This is a genomic window from Kribbella sp. VKM Ac-2568 (assembly GCF_004345365.1).
GTDB lineage: Bacteria > Actinomycetota > Actinomycetes > Propionibacteriales > Kribbellaceae > Kribbella > Kribbella orskensis.
On the sequence record NZ_SLVF01000018.1, the window covers coordinates 22,774 to 40,896 of the forward strand.

At 68.9% G+C, this 18,123-nt stretch carries 11 protein-coding genes; 7 read left to right on the top strand and 4 right to left on the bottom strand.

Annotation, left to right across the window (positions count from 1 at the left end; translation table 11 throughout):
- Window positions 1–5: 5 nt before the first annotated feature.
- From EV648_RS37615 to EV648_RS37630, 4 genes are read left to right on the top strand one after another with little or no spacing between them, the layout of a single operon-like run.
- Window positions 6–641 (top strand): DUF4129 domain-containing protein, encoded by a 636-nt coding sequence (locus EV648_RS37615; RefSeq protein ID WP_132300461.1) that lies wholly within the window; start codon window positions 6–8, stop codon window positions 639–641.
- On the top strand, window positions 638–1,786 hold the full coding sequence (locus EV648_RS37620; protein WP_132300463.1) for a DUF4350 domain-containing protein: 1,149 nt from the start codon (window positions 638–640) through the stop codon (window positions 1,784–1,786). The genes EV648_RS37615 and EV648_RS37620 overlap by 4 nt, the downstream gene beginning before the upstream one ends.
- Entirely contained in the window at window positions 1,783–2,757 is a 975-nt protein-coding gene (locus EV648_RS37625) for a MoxR family ATPase (protein WP_132300465.1), read from the top strand. The genes EV648_RS37620 and EV648_RS37625 overlap by 4 nt, the downstream gene beginning before the upstream one ends.
- Window positions 2,757–4,049, top strand: a complete 1,293-nt coding sequence (locus tag EV648_RS37630; RefSeq protein ID WP_132300467.1) for a DUF58 domain-containing protein — start codon at window positions 2,757–2,759, stop codon at window positions 4,047–4,049. The genes EV648_RS37625 and EV648_RS37630 overlap by 1 nt, the downstream gene beginning before the upstream one ends.
- A 22-nt stretch (window positions 4,050–4,071) precedes the next feature.
- On the opposite strand, the gene EV648_RS37635 is transcribed toward EV648_RS37630, so the two are convergent.
- The 4 genes from EV648_RS37635 to EV648_RS37650 are packed head-to-tail and all read right to left on the bottom strand — an operon-like array spanning window position 4,072 to window position 9,249.
- Window positions 4,072–4,893, bottom strand: coding sequence for a VOC family protein (locus EV648_RS37635; RefSeq protein ID WP_132300469.1), 822 nt, complete (start codon window positions 4,891–4,893; stop codon window positions 4,072–4,074).
- Window positions 4,890–5,225 (bottom strand): helix-turn-helix transcriptional regulator, encoded by a 336-nt coding sequence (locus EV648_RS37640; RefSeq protein ID WP_132300471.1) that lies wholly within the window; start codon window positions 5,223–5,225, stop codon window positions 4,890–4,892. Before EV648_RS37640 ends, EV648_RS37635 begins: the two co-directional genes overlap by 4 nt.
- 50 nt (window positions 5,226–5,275) lie before the next feature.
- Complete coding sequence (locus tag EV648_RS37645) at window positions 5,276–7,489, bottom strand: S8 family serine peptidase (protein WP_132300473.1); 2,214 nt, start codon at window positions 7,487–7,489, stop codon at window positions 5,276–5,278.
- Window positions 7,486–9,249 carry a copper resistance protein CopC gene (locus EV648_RS37650; protein WP_132300475.1) on the bottom strand — a complete coding sequence of 588 codons (1,764 nt, stop codon included), beginning with the start codon at window positions 9,247–9,249 and terminating at the stop codon, window positions 7,486–7,488. The genes EV648_RS37645 and EV648_RS37650 overlap by 4 nt, the downstream gene beginning before the upstream one ends.
- 266 nt (window positions 9,250–9,515) lie before the next feature.
- On the opposite strand from EV648_RS37650, the gene EV648_RS37655 reads away from it, so the two are divergent.
- From EV648_RS37655 to EV648_RS37665, 3 genes are read left to right on the top strand one after another with little or no spacing between them, the layout of a single operon-like run.
- A complete protein-coding gene (locus EV648_RS37655; RefSeq protein WP_158294178.1) occupies window positions 9,516–14,765 on the top strand; it encodes a hypothetical protein in 5,250 nt (1,749 codons plus the stop codon).
- A gap of 57 nt (window positions 14,766–14,822) precedes the next feature.
- Window positions 14,823–16,094, top strand: a complete 1,272-nt coding sequence (locus EV648_RS37660) for a multicopper oxidase domain-containing protein (protein WP_132300478.1) — start codon at window positions 14,823–14,825, stop codon at window positions 16,092–16,094.
- A gap of 13 nt (window positions 16,095–16,107) precedes the next feature.
- Window positions 16,108–18,108, top strand: coding sequence for a multicopper oxidase domain-containing protein (locus EV648_RS37665; RefSeq protein ID WP_158294179.1), 2,001 nt, complete (start codon window positions 16,108–16,110; stop codon window positions 18,106–18,108).
- Window positions 18,109–18,123 lie beyond the last annotated feature (15 nt).

Consider the following 18,123-nt stretch of genomic DNA (forward strand, 5'->3'; position numbering starts at 1 on the left):
CCCTCATGCAACTGGAACCGCCGGTCGACATCAGCCGTGACGACGCCGCGAGGGAAGCCGCCAAGGAGTTGTCCAAGCCGGTCTACGGCCAGGCAGGGGACTCCGTGGTGACCCGGGCGATCAACAAGGTGCTGGACTGGATCGGCGAGCTGCTGGGCGACCTGACCGGCCAGTCCCCCGACGGCCACCTCGGGCTGATCATGCTGGTCGGCCTGCTCGCCCTGGTCGTGATCGTGGTGCTCTGGCGAGCCGGCGTACTGCGGACCACCCGCGGCACCAAGTCCGCCGCGGTCTTCGACAGCGCCAAATCCCGTACTGCGGCCGAGTACCGCGAGCAGGCGGAAGCCGAGGCCTCCAGTGGCGACTATGCGGCCGCTGTGCGGAGCCGCTTCCGCGCCTGCGTCGCCGAGCTCACCGAACGCACCGTCCTGGACGAACGCGCCGGGCGAACGGCGTACGAGGCGGTGGCGGACGCGGGACGCGTGGTACCGGCTCTGCGGGATCCGTTGCAGCCGGCGGCGCTCGTCTTCACGGAGGTTGTCTACGGCAACCGTCCCGGTACTGCGGAGCGTTACAACGTCGTGGTGGCTGCCGACCAGGCGGCTCGCCACGTGTCGACCCGGGCGCTGGTGCAGGGATGAGCACGACTACTGCCGTCGGGCGGACCGGCGCCGAGAGCTGGCGCGCGCTGCGAACTCCCTTGCTGGTCACGGGTCTCGTCGTCCTCGGCGCCATCGTCATCCTCATCGCCGGCACCGCCCGGACGTCCGGACCGTTCAGCCCGGACTCCGCCAAGCCGACCGGGGCGATGGCGCTCGCGCGGCTGCTGGAGGACCACGGCGTCGATGTCACCGGCACGGACTTCCTGGGTGATGCCACCGAGTCAGGAGCCGGCAAGACTCTGCTGGTCGCGCCCACCGGCTCGCTGAGCAGGAGTGACTGGCAGCGGATCTCGGAAGCCCAGTGGAGCCACGTAGTACTGATCCGACCGAGCCTCCGCGCGCTGGAGACGCTGGCACCCGGCGTACTGGACGCCACCGAGACCCTGCCCGAGGACAGCCGCGACCCCGGCTGCGAGCTGCCCGCCGCGGTGAAGGCCGGTACTGCGACCGTCGGCGGCACGTCGTACTCCGCACCCGACGCGGCGCACGCCTGTTACGGCGACGGCATCAACAACACGCTCGTCCGGACCGAGGTGGACGGCCGGATAGTCGACGTGGTGGGGACCAGCCGCTCCTTCACCAACGCCGAACTCGCCCTGGACGGCAACGCGGCGCTCGCGCTCAACCTGCTCGGCACGCACTCCGAGCTGGTCTGGTACCTGCCGCAGTACGAGTCGTCCGGCTACGACGACGATGAGAACGACGGCCCACCGCTGGTTCCCCCGGAGGTCCGGTACATCGCCTGGGCGCTGGCCTTCGCCGCCTTCGTCGTGGCGCTGTGGCGTGGCCGCCGCCTCGGCCCGGTGGTCCCCGAGCCGCTGCCGGTCATCGTGCACGCGGCCGAGACCACGGAAGGCCGTGCGCGGCTCTACCGTCGCTCCCGCGCTCGGGACCGCGCCGCGGCCGCACTGCGGGAGTCCGCGCTCGGCAAGCTCCACAAGGCCCACGGGATCCCCCGCCGGGCCGAGCCGGCCGCCGTGGTGTCGACGGTGGCGGCCCGCACCGGCCGGGATCCGGCCATGCTGTACGAACTGCTCTACGGTCAACCACCGGTCGACGACGCAGCCCTGATGTTCCTGTCCCATGAGCTAGACGTACTGACGCTGGAGGTACGACACCCGTGACGACCGCTATCGAGGTCACTCCCGAGCGCGCCCGGCAGGCCCTGGTCGAGCTGCGGAACGAGATCGGCAAGGCGGTGGTCGGCCAGGAGACCGCTGTCACCGCGCTGGTCCTCGCTCTGCTCTGCCGCGGCCACGTGCTGCTGGAGGGCGTCCCCGGTACGGCGAAGACGCTGATGGTGCGGGCGCTGTCGATGGCGATGCGGCTGGAGACCAAGCGGGTCCAGTTCACCCCGGACCTGATGCCCGGCGACGTCACCGGGTCGCTGGTGTACGACGCGAAGACCAGCGAGTTCGAGTTCCGCCCGGGTCCGGTGTTCACCAACATCCTGCTCGCGGACGAGATCAACCGGACGCCCCCGAAGACCCAGGCCGCGCTGCTCGAGGCGATGGAGGAACGCCAGGTCACCGTCGACGGCCAGCCCCGCAAGCTGCCGGTGCCGTTCGTGGTGGCCGCGACGCAGAACCCGATCGAGTACGAGGGCACCTACCCGCTGCCCGAGGCACAGCTGGACCGGTTCCTGCTCAAGGTGACCTTGGACATGCCGCCGCGCGACGCGGAGATCGCCGTACTCACCAGGCATGCGCAGGGGTTCGACCCACGCGACCTGGAGGCGGCCGGCCTGCGCCCGGTGGCCGGCCCGGAAGACCTGCTGGCCGGACAGGCCGCCGTACGCCGGGTCGCAGTACGGGAAGACGTTCTGGCGTATGTGGTGGACCTGTGCAGGGCGACTCGGCAGTCTCCGTCGCTGCAGCTCGGGGTGTCGCCGCGTGGCGCGACCGCCTTGCTCGCGGTAGCACGTGCGTGGGCCTGGTTGTCCGGGCGGGACTACGTGATCCCCGACGACGTGAAGGCGATGGCACGTCCTTGCCTTCGGCACCGGGTCCAGATCCGCCCGGAGGCCGAGCTGGAAGGCGTCACCGCGGACGCCGTGCTGGAGAGCGTGCTGGCCACGGTGCCGGTACCGCGCTGATGGTCGTCACCGGCCGGGCGGCCCTCCTTGCCGCGCTCGGCGTCGTCTTCGTCGCGATGCTGACGCCGAGCTGGGGTGGCGTCGGCCTGGTCGTCGCCGCTGTGCTGCTCGTCTGTGTGGTCGACCTGTTGCTGGCGGGCTCGCCGCGACGGTTGCAGCTCAGCCGGGAGGGCGACACCGCCGTACGGCTTGGTGAACGGGCTGTGGTGACGATGCTAGTGGCCAACCCGAGCCGGAGGGTCAAGGGGTTGCTCCGGGACGCCTGGCCGCCTTCTGCCGGAGTACAGGACCCGCCGCACAAGATCGACCTGCCCAACGGCGACCGGCGGCGATTCGTGACTCACCTGATCCCCACTCGCCGTGGAGATCGGCATGCCTATCGGGTCACCATCCGGTCGATCGGACCGCTCGGCTTCGCCGGCCGGCAGGGATCGCACCGGGTGCCGTGGACCGTGCGAGCGCTGCCGCCCTTCAACAGCCGCAAGCACCTGCCCTCGCGGCTGGCGCGACTCCGCGAGCTCGATGGCCGGACCGCCCTGCTGGTAAGGGGCCAGGGCACCGAGTTCGACTCGCTGCGGGACTACGTGCCGGGCGACGACGTCCGCAGCATCGACTGGCGAGCCACCGCCCGCCGCGGGAACGTCGTACTGCGGACCTGGCGACCGGAGCGGGACCGGCAGGTCGCCATCGTGATCGACTCGGGCCGGATGTCCGCGGGCCGGGTCGGCGACGCGCCACGGCTGGACCACGCGATGGATGCCGCCCTCCTGCTTGCCGCCCTGGCCACTCGTGCCGGAGACCGGGTTTCCTTGCTGGCTTGCGATTCCGAGGTCCGCGCAGACGTCCGGCGACCGGCGCCCGAGGACGTGCTGCCGTCGTTCGTGAACGCGCTGGCGAACGTGGATGCCGAGCTGGTCCAGACGGACTTCCGGGTCGTGGTGTCCCAGGTGCTCGAACGCCTCGGCCAGCGGTCGCTCGTAGTACTGCTGACCGGGTTGGACCCTGCAGTGATCGAGGAATCCCTGCTGCCGGTGATCGGCCCGCTCCTACGGCGCCACGTCGTCGTACTGGCGTCCGTGGCCGACCCGAGACTCGCCGAGATGGAACTGGAGCGCTCGGACCTGATCGAGGTCTACGGCGCCGCCTCAGCCGCCCGTACCCGGCTGGACCGGGAGCGAGTGACAGCAGTGCTCACGCGAGCCGGCGTGACGGTAGTTGACGAAGCCCCAGACCAGATCGCGCCAGCACTGGCCGACACCTACCTGGCACTCAAGAAGGCCGGCCGGCTCTAGTGCACCGGCCGGTCCAGGTGCGTCAGGTCATCGTCGGCCGGGCCTGGGCGAAGGTCCAGCGGTGGCCTTCGAGGTCCTCGGCCTCATACAGGCGATACCCGTGCTGACGGATCTCGGAGACGATCTTGGCGCCGTTCTGCGAACTGCGGGCGAAGTGCGCGTCGAGATCGTCGACGTACACCCAGACGGCGTGGTCGACCGGCTTCACACCGGAGACTCGCTCCTTCAGCTCGAAGAGCAGGATCGCCGAAGCGCCGACATGGAGCTCGAGCCAGGTGGGCCGCTCGCCGTCTGCCGGAATCCGATCCCGCGACTCCAGGCCGAACACCGTGTGCAGCCAACGGGCCGCCGCGGCCGGATCCTCGTAGTACAAGGCGATATTCAGTCGGTCGAGCTCCGGGGAGGACACCACGGAGTCTCGCCGGGAAGCCCAGGAAGCGAGCCACGGGATCACGTTCGGCCAGAAGTAGAACGCCTTCTCGCCGCCCGGCACCAAGGCCTGCTCGACGCTGACCCGGGTTCCACCGTCGATGGAGTCGAAGCGGACCTCTGTCGTGGTGTCGTCCACCGAACTGCGGTAGGCCAGCCGTGATCCCGGCTCCCAGGCGGTGATCCGGCCCAGCTCGAGCACATCCTCGCCGGACGTTTCGCTCGCCGGCCGGTAGACCTCCAGGATCCGGCCGCCCACTCCTGGCTCGATCTGCATCCCCACCGCCCGAGCGGCGTCGAAGAAGTTGATCGGTCCCCGCACCCACCACAGGTCGATCTCGTCGGTGAAGATCCGGAACGCGGTCGCGGGGTCTGCGGCGACCTCGACGGTCGCCGACGCGGACTGCTCGGTCACGATGACTCCCTCTGCTCGACGTGCTCCTTGAACGCGCCCAACTGTTCCTGCCAGTGCGCCTGGACCTGGTCGAGCCAGGCCTGGACGGCGACAACGGGCTCCGGGCGCAAGCGGAAGATCCGAACCCTGGCGTCGTCCGGCACTCGCTCGTCGGTGATCAGGCCGGCGCCCAACAGGATCCGCAGGTGGCGACTCATGGCCGGCGACGACGAACCCGTCGCCTCGGCGAGGTGGCCGGCCCGGCGCGGCCCCTCGCCCAGCAACTGCACCACCTGCCGACGAGTCGGATCCGCCAGCACCTCGAAGAACCGGTCGACCTGGTCGTTCACCATGTCCGCAATAGTTGCACCATTCGTTAACTATTATCAAGCCCTCGAACGCTCTAGCGGACCACCAAGGTCGCCGTGGCCTGGTGGCCGAGCGATGTGTTGGTACCGGTCACCTTGAGGGTGAAGGTGCCGCGGGCCGTGGCCGAGGTCGTCTTGACCTTCAGCGTCGCCCATCCTGGAGCGACGACGGGATTGCCGGTCCAGGTCGCCGACGAGTTGACCGGCAGGCCCGTGATCTTCAGCGAGACCGAGCCGTTGAAGCCACCGATCGACGACACCGCGACTGTGTACGTCGCAGTTTGCGTCCGCGTGACGCTGATCGAGGCCGGGCTGATCGTGACCGCGAAGTCGCGCGGATTCACGACCAGAGTCACAGTGACCGCATGACCGAGCGCTCCGCTGCTCGCGGTCACGGTGACCGGATAGCTGCCGCTCGCGGCCGCAGCCTGCGTTGTGATGCTGAGCTGCGCCGTCCCCTCACCATGAACGACCGCAGGACTGAAGGTCGCAGTGCCTACGGCCGTTGGCAGGCCGCCGGCCGTCAAGGTGACGTCACCGGTGAACCCGTTGAGAGCAGACACGCCGATGGTGTACGTCGCCACGGCACCGGCGGAGACGGTCCGGCTGGACGGCGTGGCCGCCACGGTGTAGTCCGGCGGTGGCACAACGGTGAGTGAGGCCAGGACCGAGCGAGTGGTGGTGCCGCTGGTTCCGGTGATGGTCAGCGCACTGGAACCTGTCGTGGCCGGGGCCACCACAGTCAGGCTGGAGGTTCCGCTGCCGCCGGTGACGACCGGCGGATCGAAGGTCGCGGTTCCACCGGCCGGCAGCCCGGTCAGCGAGAGCCCGACATCATCCGAGAATCCGCCGCTCCCACTGACTGTCACCGTGTACTGCGCGCTGCCGCCGGGCTGCGTGGTCGCAGACGAAGGTGCAACTGCCACGGCGAAGTCCGGTGTGCTCCGCAGCCAGTTGTACGACGCCAGTACGTCGAGTCGTCCGGAACCGTAACTGTTGTCGGCGCCGGCGGGTCCGAGGTCGACCGCACCCTGCTGCAGGGCAGAGACCTGCCGGTCGGCGGTCAACCCGGGCATTGTCTGCAGCAGCAGGGCAAGCGCTCCCGCGACGTGGGGTGCGGCCAACGAGGTTCCCGACGCGTCGAGGTAGCCGCCGTACAGGTCCGTAGTGCGGATATCGGTGCCAGGGGCCACCAGTTGCGGGTAGCCCGCCTGACCGCAGGCGGACGGTCCACGGCTGCTGAACGGGGCGATCGTGTCGGTGTCGTCGACCGAGCCGACCGCGAGCGCCTCCGGGTTGTTGGCGGGACTGGCCGACGTACCGGCGGTCGGACCATAGTTGCCCGCGGCAAAGACCGGCACGATGCCGGCCGCCCGGAGGTTGCGCAGATCGGGCTGGAAGTCGAGGCTGCAGCTTCCCGCCGCCATGGTCCAGGAGTTGTTCACCACGTTCGGGGCGTCGGCGGTGGCCGGGTTGCCGTCGGGATCCAGCAGCCACTGGTAGCCGAGATGGATCCCCGTCGAGGTCGCCTGGCCGCGGTCGTTGAAGATCTTGACCGCGATCCACCGGGCGTCCGGCGCGACGCCGACCGACGTGCCGCCGCCGTCACCGCCGACCATCACGCCCATCGTCTGGGTTCCGTGACCGAACACGTCGGTCGGCGTTGACGGGTGCTGCCCGTTCGGGTCGTACCAACTGTTCGCACCACCACGCCAGCGAACGGCCAACTCCGGATGGCTGAGATCGACACCGGTGTCCATCGAGGCGACCACCATCCCCTGGCCGCGGTAGCCCAGGTCCCACAGCGCCGGCGCGTTCACCTGGGCGACGTTCGGCTCGGCGGCCGAGGCGGTGGTGACCGCCGGCGCCTGGATCGTCGAGTCCGGACGGACCGCACCGACCTCCGGCCGGCGGGCGAGTTCCGCCGCCACGCTCGCGCGGACCCGGGCCCCGATCGCGTTGGTGATCCACAGCGGTACGACGGAGGTCACCCGCCCCTGACCCCGGCGTACGGCGAGCAGGTCCCGCGCGCCACGCTGAGTCCTGGTCGCGTGGTCCCGCAACGTCTTCTCCAGCGACCGGAGTCGCTCGCGGCGATCCGGCGAGACCACCGGGCCAGGCACGACCTGGGACTTCATCACCACGATGACGTCGACGAAGGGGTCGGGCTGGGGAGCGGCCCAAGCGGTTCCCGAGAGGCCGAGAGCGGTGACCATCGCGATCACCAGCGGCCGGCAGCGCACCATCATCCTGAACCTCCTCTGGACCTGCGAAGGAACCACCAGGTGAAGGCCACCAGCGCCCCTTCGAGCAACAACAGAGCTGCGACATCGACATACGGCGCCAGGGGGCGGCCCGACGCGACTGGCGACTCAACCGGCGCCACCTGCCAGTCGAGTGGTACTGCGTACTCGTGGCCGGCACGGTGCACGACTGCGACCAGTCGCAGAGCTCCGGCAGCCTCGGCCTGATAGGTGGCGAAGTAACGAGTGCCGGTCAGCCGCTCGAGGGCCACGGTCCGACCACTCGGTGCCACGCCGAACAGCAGATCGACCTGGTCGATCGGCGCCGGTGAAGGTCGCCGACTGCTCTCCGCGATGACCGTGAACCAGTTCGCTCCCGGCTGGTTCGGCGTCGCCGAGACCGTCACCACGAGGTCGGCGACGGATCCACTGCGGGTCAGGGCGGTCCGGTCGGCCGGCCCGTCGGCGCTGGAGAAGCCGGGCGAAGCATCGGAGACGCTTGCCGCGGCGCCGAGCGGCGGTGGCTGGTTGACGAGCGCGGCGACGGCGACCAGCAGCACCAGACCTACACCGGTCTCCACCGCGATCGTGCGAGCCGGCCGCGGCCGCTGCCGCAGCCGTCGGGCGTTGATCAGTCCGAGGACACCCATCGCCGCCAGCAGGCCGGTCTTGAGCAACAGCAGACGTCCGTACGACGAGGCGACCAGGCTGCTCGTGGTGGCGACCTGGAGGCCGGCACTGTAGAGACCCGTCACCAGCAGGAGCAGAACGCTGCCCCCGGCCAGAACCGAGAACGGTCCGCGACAGCTCCTGACGAGCAAGGCGAGGTCTGATCGGGATCGGCCTCGTGGCCAGAGAACAACCAGCAGTGCGGGCACTGCGCCGAGCCAGAGCAACCCTGTGAAGGCATGAACCGCGCCGGCGACCAGGGCCGCAAAGCGCCCCGACGGCAGAGCCGCTGCATGACTGCCGAGAGCTTCGACCCACATAAGCAGGCCGAGCAGCGCGACGACGGCGAAAGCGAGCTGCCACCGCCGGCGACCCTGCCGGCCCAGCAGCACCACCAGGACGCACAGCAACGCCAGCGCGACCGTATGAACGATCCAGAGCCGTCCCCAGTCCCCACCGAGTACGTCGGTGAACTCGGACGCTCTGACCAGCAGATCCGCGATGCTGATGAGCAATGCCATCAGACCGGCCGCCAACGCGGTGGTCAGGAGCCGTCGGCGAGCAGTTGCGAAGACGGAGGCCGGATCCTCCCGTCGGCCGAGGACCAGCAGGTAGACCGCCAGCGGGCCGACCAGACCGGCCAACGAGGCCAAGGCGGCCCACCGTCGTAGCAGTTCGGTGGACGATCCGCCGGCGGACTGCAGGAAGGCACTGGCCGCGCCGATGGCGAACAGCACCGTTCCGTTCGTCGCGTGGCCGTCCTCGGCCGACACGGCTTCCCAGACAAGTCCATAAGAACCAGGCGCCAGCCGTGGCAGCACGACTGCGATCACCCGCGGATCACCGGACCCCACGACAAGCCGGGTGCCTGAGACGTTGGCACCCCGCTGGTCGATCAAGCGCGCCGTACTCCGGCTCGGCGCCATCTCGTCGCTGAACCAGAGCCTGGCCAGGCCAGGAGACTCGGCGAGCACAGCTCCGCTGGCCGGATCCGCCCGGACCAGCACGGTGTGCGCCGCGGCCGTGGACGGCGACAGAACGATGATGATGGCAACGGCAACAGCAAGGGCCAGCATCACCAAGCAGCGATGCCGCACGGCTCCCCCCTCCCGCCGGCACCGAAGCAATCACGCCGACAGCCCGACGATAGGAACCACCGTCGTGGTTCGGCCCGTTCATGACCGGACCGTCACCTCATGACGGGTTCGTCATCCACCGCCCGCCTCCCTGACCGCTCGATGACCCGCGGATGACGGAGCGGTCATGCAGCACCCGGGGTAGCACCGCCGGCCGGATGATCGGGGCCAGATGTCAGCACCAGGCGGGTGTCACCCTGACTCCTGCCACCGGGAGGGTGGATCCGATGTCTGCAGCTTCGTGGAAACGAACAACCTCTGCGCGTCCTGGCCGCCGCGACCGGAAGCGGTCGTCGATCGCCCGGCTGGTGATCTTCGCGATGGTGTTCGCCTTCCTGCCCGGAATCGCGTCCCTGCGCTCGTCGGGACCGCTGGCCGCTCCGAAGGCGCAGGCAGCCGCCGCCTGTCCGTCCGGCGGCTGTCAGGTCACCATCGACGCCCGGGACTTCCCCACCGGTACGCCGCTGGCGCACTTCAACTATGTGGTCAACCTCGACAACACGAAGCTGCCGAACGATCCCAAGGCGCTGAGCACCGAGAGCAACAGCCCGATCGTGCGAGAGGGCAACGAGGTCCGCGACACCGTCTCGCTGCCGGCCGGCCGGTACCTGATCTCGGTCCGCGCGGTGGACCACAAGCTGTGGGGCAAGCACATCACCCTGCCCGCGGACGCGGATGTCACCGGCAACCTGACCGCGCGCATCGACCTGACGGTGCAGAGCGAGGCGCATCCCCTGCCACTGGGCAAGATCCGGGTCTTCGTCTTCGAGGACAACGCCTGGGCCAACGGCGCCCCCGACACGGAGGAGGGCGGCCTGACCGGCTTCCAGGTCGGGCTCGAGGAGCAGACCCACAGCGCCGTCACGGTCGACTACAACAACCAGCCGTTGTGTGGTGGCCTGTGTCTGACCAACGGCGACGGCTTCGCCCAGCTGAACGACCTCGGTCCCGCGACCTACTTCATCGACGTGCACCCACCGGACAAGCCCTGCAACAGCAACCCGGACAGCCGCTGGTACCAGACCACCACGATCGACGGTGGACTCCAGTTGCTCGCCCCCGTCGAGGAAGGCAGCGACGGCACCGGCGCACCCGGCGAGCAGCTCTGGGAGCCGCCGACGGCCCGGACCGCCTACTGGTTCGGCTTCGTCTGCTCACCGCAGCCGTTCGCGGACCCCGGCACGGGTGAGATCACCGGTACGGCGCGCAACTGGCAGGGCTGGCCGCCGTTCGACCAGCTCACCCTCGGCGAGCCGGTGGAGCAGCCGTTCGTGGCGCTGAGCGACTCGAGCACGGACCGCACCGTGTTCATCGACCAGGGCGATGCCCAGGGCAACTTCGACATCCAGAACGTGCCGCCGGGCAGTTACAACCTCGCGGTCTGGGACGAACAGTTGTCCTACATCATGCGAATCGTCCCGGTGACAGTGGGAGCCGGTGAGACAGTCACTGTCGGCGATCCCGATCCGGTCCGCCCGGACGAACAAGGACTCGGGGTGTCCCGCTGGTTCGGCTGGCTGGACGGCCATGTCTACAAGGACCTGAACGGCAACGGGGTCCGCGACTCCGGTGAACCCAGTATCGCCAACACCGATATGGACCAGCGGTGGCGGGACGGCTCGATCAAGGAGGCCACTGTCACCAACCCGTCCGGCTATTACCAGTACCCGACGGCGGAGGGCGGACCACTCGGCCGCTGGATCGTCAACGAGCAGGGCTTCGCCCGGTTCGGCGTCAGCGGCGCGGCCGTGCACGACGAGTACGACCCGAGCATCGTGACGCACATCCCGACCGACCTCGGTGGCGCGCTGCTCACCAACCAGTTGCTCACCGAGGGACACCGCGCGACGGTCGACTGGGGCAAGACCGACTATCCCGCCGGTACGCCGGGACAGATCGTCGGCATCACCTACTTCTCGACCACCCGCAACGAGTTCGACGCGCGGATGCAGGCTCACGAGGACTACGAGCCCGCGATCCCCGACGTCACGGTCTACCTCGAGGCGCTCGGCCCGGACGGTGAGCCCAACACCGCCGACGACGTCATCGTGAACAAGTACGTGACCGATCACTGGACCCAGCCGAGCGGCACCCCACCGTCCGACCCCGCCACCTATGCCCCCGGCTGCGCCGTCCGCGACGCCACCGGCGCTGATATCAGCAGCACCCTGAACCCGGCCATCGGGCCGAACTGTCTCGAGGTCCCGATCACCGGTGAGCAGACCAAGGACGGCGCGTTCGACGGCGGTTACGCCTTCGCCGACTTCTGCCCGAGTGGCTACGACCTGGCAGCCGACGACGGCACCTGTACAGGTGGCGGCGACCCAACCCCCCTGGTCGCCGGCACGTACATCACGCACGTGGTGATGCCGAAGGACGGTACCGACACGCGCAGCTGCAACCCGGCCGGCTCCCAGCAGGTCACGCATGCCAAGGGTGCCGTCCCCGGCGACGGCACCGGCTGTCTCTACCGGCCGGTCCGCGAGGAGGACGTGAACGTTGACCTCGGCAACCACTTCACCCCGGCCATCCCGCCACCGCCCTGTACCGGTGACGACCACGTCATCGACCAGTCGACCCTGGTGACCCGCAGCAACTACTTCGGCGTCGCCGGCGCGCACGCACCGCTGTGCGACAAGCGCCTGGTCGTGCTGCAGAACAGCCAGAACGCCAACGCCGACTTCAACCTGATGACCAACTTCCTCACCGACCCGAACGGCGAGAACGCGGACGACACCCGGATCGGCGACGTGGCCGAACCGGGCCGCCTGGTCGGCCAGGTGTTCAACGACATCTACTTCGAGCGCAACCCGCAGTCGCCGTGGTACGGCGAGCCGCGGCCGATCGGCGGCATCCCGGTCGGCATCTACGCCCGGGTCGACACCGCCGGCCCCGGCGGCAACGTCAACCTGCCGTACGACGCCAACAACTGGCGGCTGCTCACCACCGTGACGACCAGCCCGGACGGCTCCTTCGAGGCGCTCGTGCCGTCCACCGAAACGCTCAACTGCCCGATCCCGCAAGGCCCCTGCCCTGGCATGTACCTGGTCAAGGTGGACGATCCCGGCAGCAAGGCCGCCCCGAACGCGGGCTACAACCCGAACCTGCTGACCGCCACGACACCGGCCGAGGCCTGGCCGGGTCTGACCACACAGCTCGACCTGCCGCTCGACCCGATCTCGGGCACCGGCTGCGAGGATCCGGCCGTTCCCGCCCGGCCCGAGCTGCTCCAGGTCTCCACACCGGTCGTTCCGGCCACCGGAAGTCGCCAGATCACCATCCAGGGTGACTTCATCGGGACCACAGGGACGGCCACCGGCGGCGCCGGCGTGCGGGCGACGCTGACCGACGCGCGCAACGGCCAGGTGCAGACCCTGACCAGAGCCAACGGCGGCATCGTCAGCTGGACGCCCGGGACGTCCGGCACCACCGGTACGCCCGACACCATCGTCATCAACGTGCCCGCGCTCGCCTCCAACATAGCGGCAAACCTCTTGCCCAATGCAACCTTCCGGCCGGGGCCGAAGCAGCTGACCCTGACCACTGCCGACGTCAACGGCGGGGTGTCCACCGCGAACGGCATCACCGTGCACGTGATGGGCTCGAACGGCACCGGCACCAACACCGTCACCTACAACCCGAATGTGGTGAACGTCGCGGCGCCGACCCTGACCGGCCACCAGCTGCAGACCGCCATCGACGCGGCGCCGGCGAAGAGCCTGCTGGTGCTGCAGCCCGGCACCTACAACGAGAACGTGCTGGTGTGGAAGCCGCTGAAGATCCAGGGCAAGGGCCCGGGCGGCATCATCGGCGCGCACGAGTTCCAGGCGCGTGACCCGGAGGACCCGCGGTTCCACGTCCTCGGCTCGGTGATCGACGGCCGCTACTTCCAGCAGAACGCGACGGCTTACGACGCCCTGGTCACCGCGCACGGCCCGTATGCCGACCCTTCCCACCCCGTACTGCGAGGCGCCGACGTGACCGTGGTCGCCCAGACCACCGCGGCGTACAACCTGACGCCGGTGACGGCCACGCTGAACCAGCCGGCCTTCAACCAGTCCCGGGTCGACGGTGTCGCCCTGATGACCGGGTCGGGTGAGGGCGCCGGCGGCATCCAGCTGCAGGCCTCGATCAACAACGAGCAGCTCACGAACAACGTGCTCGAGAACAACTCCGGTGTCGTTGCCGGCGGCATCGGGGTCGGTCAGCCCTACGCACACGACGGCCACAACTACGGCGTCCGGATCGCCAACAACCGGGTGCTCGGCAACGGTGGCCTGACCCAGGCCGGCGGCGTGGGCATCTTCTACGGCTCGAACGACTACGAGGTGGCGAGAAACATCGTCTGCTCGAACTTCAGCGTCAACTACGGCGCGGGCGTCTCCCACATCGGGCTCAGCCCGAACGGGAACATCCACGACAACCAGATCTACTACAACGACTCCGTCGACTCCGGCGCGGGCGTGGCGATCGAGTCGGAGCTCCCGGTCGGCGGCGGCACCCTCGGCGACGGCACCGGCGCGGTGTCCCTGGACAAGAACCTGATCCAGAGCAACTACTCCGCCGACGACGGCGGCGGGTTGTTCGTGCTCGACGCGCTGAACGCCGCGATCAACCTCCGCGACAACATGATCGTCGACAACGGCTCGGCCGACATCGGTGGCGCCATGCTGCTCGATGACTCGTCGAACGTGCGGATCATCAACAACACCGTGGCCAACAACGTGTCCACCGCCTCGTCGGAGAACTCGGCGATCGGGATCCCGCACTCGGCCGGACTCGCGTCCGAGGGCAACGACCCGCTCTGGCAGAACGACGCCCGCTACGTCGCGCAGTACCCGAATGCCGCGACCAGGCCGGACTTCTCCAGGCCGACGGCTCAGTTCAACGACATCTTCTGGAACAACAACGCCTTCACCCTGACCGGCTTCGGGCCGGGCGCGACCCTGGTGAACGAAGGTTTCATCGACTTCGAGGTGCACGGCACGACGAACAACGCCGACACCTTCGTACCCCGCTACTCCGACCTGACCAACGGGCAGATCCTCGGTCCGGACGGGATCCAGCACGCGCTGCCGGCCGGCCAGGGCAACATCGTCGGCACCAACCCGCTGTTCGTCACACCGTTCACGCTCGAGCTGACCGTGTCCGGCTCCCGGCTCGACCCCCAGACCGCGGCCGTCACCATCACCGGCGCCGATCCGCCGGTCGGCCTGACCGGGAACTACCACCTGCAGGGAGGCACTCCCCTGGTGGACCGGGGGGTCCGGTGCTCCAACACGGCTGTGCCCGCACCCGCCACCGCTCTCAACGCCTGTACAGGCGGCGGGATCCAGGCACCGAGTTCGCTGCCGGCACTCGGTGGGCTGGGCGACTTCGACAGTCAGTTCCGGCCGCAGCTGCGAACACTCCGGATCCGGACTCCTTGGGACCTCGGTGCGGACGAACTGCCCGGCGTACCCGTTCCGTTGCCGTGAAGCGAGCGTGAAGTTGCCATGAGCAAACAGCGAGCAGGCGCTCCGAGGGAGGACGCGATGGCACCGCAGAAGGCCGGCCTGGGACGCCGGGGTTTCCTGAAGGCCACCGGGCTCGGTGCCCTGGGCACCCTGGCCGCCGGCGGGGTGATCCAGGCCGTCGGGACCGCCTCCGCGGCCACCACCACGCTGGCCCTGGCCGCGACCGACGGGTATGTCGTGGTGCCTGGCCGGGAGAACGACCCGCTGTACATCTTCGGGTTCATCCCGGTCAGTCCGACGGCCACCGTCGACGCGCTGGTCCAGCAGTACAAGGGACATGCGCAGACCAGCGCACCGACGCTGGACTTCCGGCAGAACGACGACATCAAGATCACCCTGACCAACCTCGGCCTGGTGCAACGCCCTGACCTGACCGACTCGCACACGATCCACTGGCACGGCTTCGACACCCCGTCACCGCTGAACGACGGCGTCCCCGAGGTGTCCGTCGCGGTACCGATCAGCCGGCAATTGACGTACTTCTACCGGCCGCACCGCGAGGGCACGTACATGTACCACTGCCACTTCGAGGACGTCGAGCATGTGCAGATGGGCATGACCGGCATCGTGTTCGTGCGCCCGCTCCAGGACGGTACGTCGATCGGGGGTTTCTCCCACTTCGCCTACAACGACGGTGACGGGTCGACCGGCTACGACCGGCACTTCGCGATTCTGCTGAACGAGTACTGGAGCACCTTCCACGATGGCGACCGCGACATCCAAGAGTCGATCGCCACGGACTACGAGCCGCAGTGGTTCACTCTGAACGGCCGCTGCTATCCGCAGACACTGTTGCCGAACGACGACCCCGCGCTGCCCGCGTCGCTGCGGATCGCCACTCCGAACGCGAACTACGATGACGCGCCCGACTACAGCCTGCCGAACTCGGCGCTGGTCCAGGTGAACCCAGGTGACCGGGTCCTGCTCCGGCTGGCGAACCTGGGCTACCAGCAGCATGCGATGCAACTGCCCGGCCTGCCGATGCACGTGATCGGGCAGGACGCCTCGCTGCTGCGCAACGGCACCGTCGACACGTCGTACTGGACCAACACGCTGTACATCGGGCCCGGCGAGGCCAGGGACGTGCTGTTCGACGCTCCTGCCTATGCGGCAACGCGGCCGTCCGGCTCCGACAGCCGGGGCAGCTACAACGTCTACTACTTCAAGAACCGGGACTGGCGCAGGTTGTCCAGCCTCGGCGCGCCCGGCCCCAGCGGGATGATGACCGAGGTTCGGGTGTACCAGAACCCGTTGCCCCCGCAGACCGCCGTGAGCCAGACCTATGTCTGACCAGGAGGCGACGATGACACGCAGGACGATGCCACGCTTCCGCCGGGTGATGGTCGCGCTGGCCCTGGCCGGCGGCGTCGCAGTACCGGCCTCGCTGCACGCGAGCGCGCTGCCGCCGGACGCCCCACCGATCGGCATGATCTGTACGCCGGGCACCGTGGCGGGCTCGACCCACACGTTCAACCTGGTCGCCAAGTCGGGCACCATCGACACCCCGGACGGCAACAGCGTCTTCATGTGGAGCTACGCCAACGCCGACGCCCCGGACAACGGGCACTTCCAGAGCCCGGGTCCGGTGCTGTGCGCGACGCAAGGTCAGACGGTGGTCGTGCACCTCAGCAACACCTTGCCCGAGGCAACCTCCATCGTGTTTCCCGGCCAGGACGCCACCGTCACGGCCACTGGTGGAACCCCGGGACTGCTCACGACCGAGGTCGCTACGAGCGGCACGGTCACCTACACCTTCGTAGCGGGTCAGCCGGGCACCTATCTGTACGAGAGCGGCTCGGACGTCGTCAAGCAGGTCGAGATGGGATTGACCGGCGCACTGGTGATCCGGCCGGCGCTCGGAGCCGACTACGCCTACGACACCGGAACCCGTTTCGACCCGGCGCGGGAGTACCTGCTGCTGCTGAGTGACATCGATCCCGATCTCCACCACGCCGTCGAGGTAGGCGCGACGTACGACGTGAACACATTGCGGAACAGGTACTTCGCCATCAACGGCCGGGAGTTCCCGGACACCATCCAGGACAACGGCTCGGCCCTGCTGCCGAACCAGCCCTATGGTTCGCTCGTCCGGATCCAGCCCAACACGGCGACGAACGCCCGGCCGGCGCTGGTCCGGATGATCAACGTCGGGGCTGTGAATCACCCCTTCCACCCGCACGGTAATCACACCCGCCAGATCGCGCAGGACGGCCGGCTGATCGCATCCACCGAGCACTTCGGCGAGACGATCGGTTCCGGACAGACCGAGGACTACCTGCTCCGCTGGGACGACCAGGACAACTGGGACCCGGCCACGAACCCGCTGCCGGTGGCTCAGCCGAACTACCGCAACCTGTTCTTCAAGGACGGCAACACCTGGTACAGCGGCAGCCCGTATCTGGGCAGCAAGGGCACGCTGCCGGTCGGCACCACCTCGCAGAACCTCTGCGGTGAGTGGTACTTCCCGCTGCACAGCCACGCGTTGAACGAGTTCACCAACTTCGACCAGGGGTTCGGCGGGATGGGCACACTGCTCAGGGTCGACCCGCCTGGCGGCTGCTTCGGTTCGCCGACCTCGACAGGGCTGATCGGCGCCACCCTCAAGTCGGGAGCTGTCACCGCACTCGGACTGGCGGACGGCACCTACTACCAGGTCAACCCGAAGACGACGACACGACCGACAGCGACCACTGCTGCCCAGACCAGCATCACGGTCGCCTCCGCGGCAGGCTTCCCGACCAGCGGACCGTACTTCGTCCGCGTCGACAACGAGATCCTGCAGGTGACCGCCGGGCAGGGAACCACCACCTGGACCGTTGCTCGCGGCCAACTGGGGACGACAGCCGCGGGCCACGTCACCGGCTCCACGCTGACCGCACTGGCCACGGACTGGTACGGCGCGTTCGGCGGTGTCCCGGCCGGTAGCCAGAACCTCAAGGTGCTCTACAAGGGCCGCAACTGCGGTGTCACCACCACCGCCACCTGCCCGGTGCTGCCCTCCAACTTCCCCCAGCAGACAGTCAAGGTCTGCAACTGGACGATCGCAGGCGCCGGGGGCTGCAGTAACGCGACTTCCACGGGCTGGACGACGTTGCCGGCACCGCCTGCGCAGCCGCAAGCAGTCGGGTCGACGGATCTGAGCTCGACCTGGACGCTGCCCGGACCGGCCGACGCCTACATCGGCACCGGTTCGTACAAGGGGCAGATCCGGGTGCTGGTCCACACCCAGCGCTTCACCCCCACCGCACCGGTCGCGTTCTCCACCTGGGGCGACCTGATGAAGATCGTGTACGACGCGCCATGACCAGGCACGAGCGGC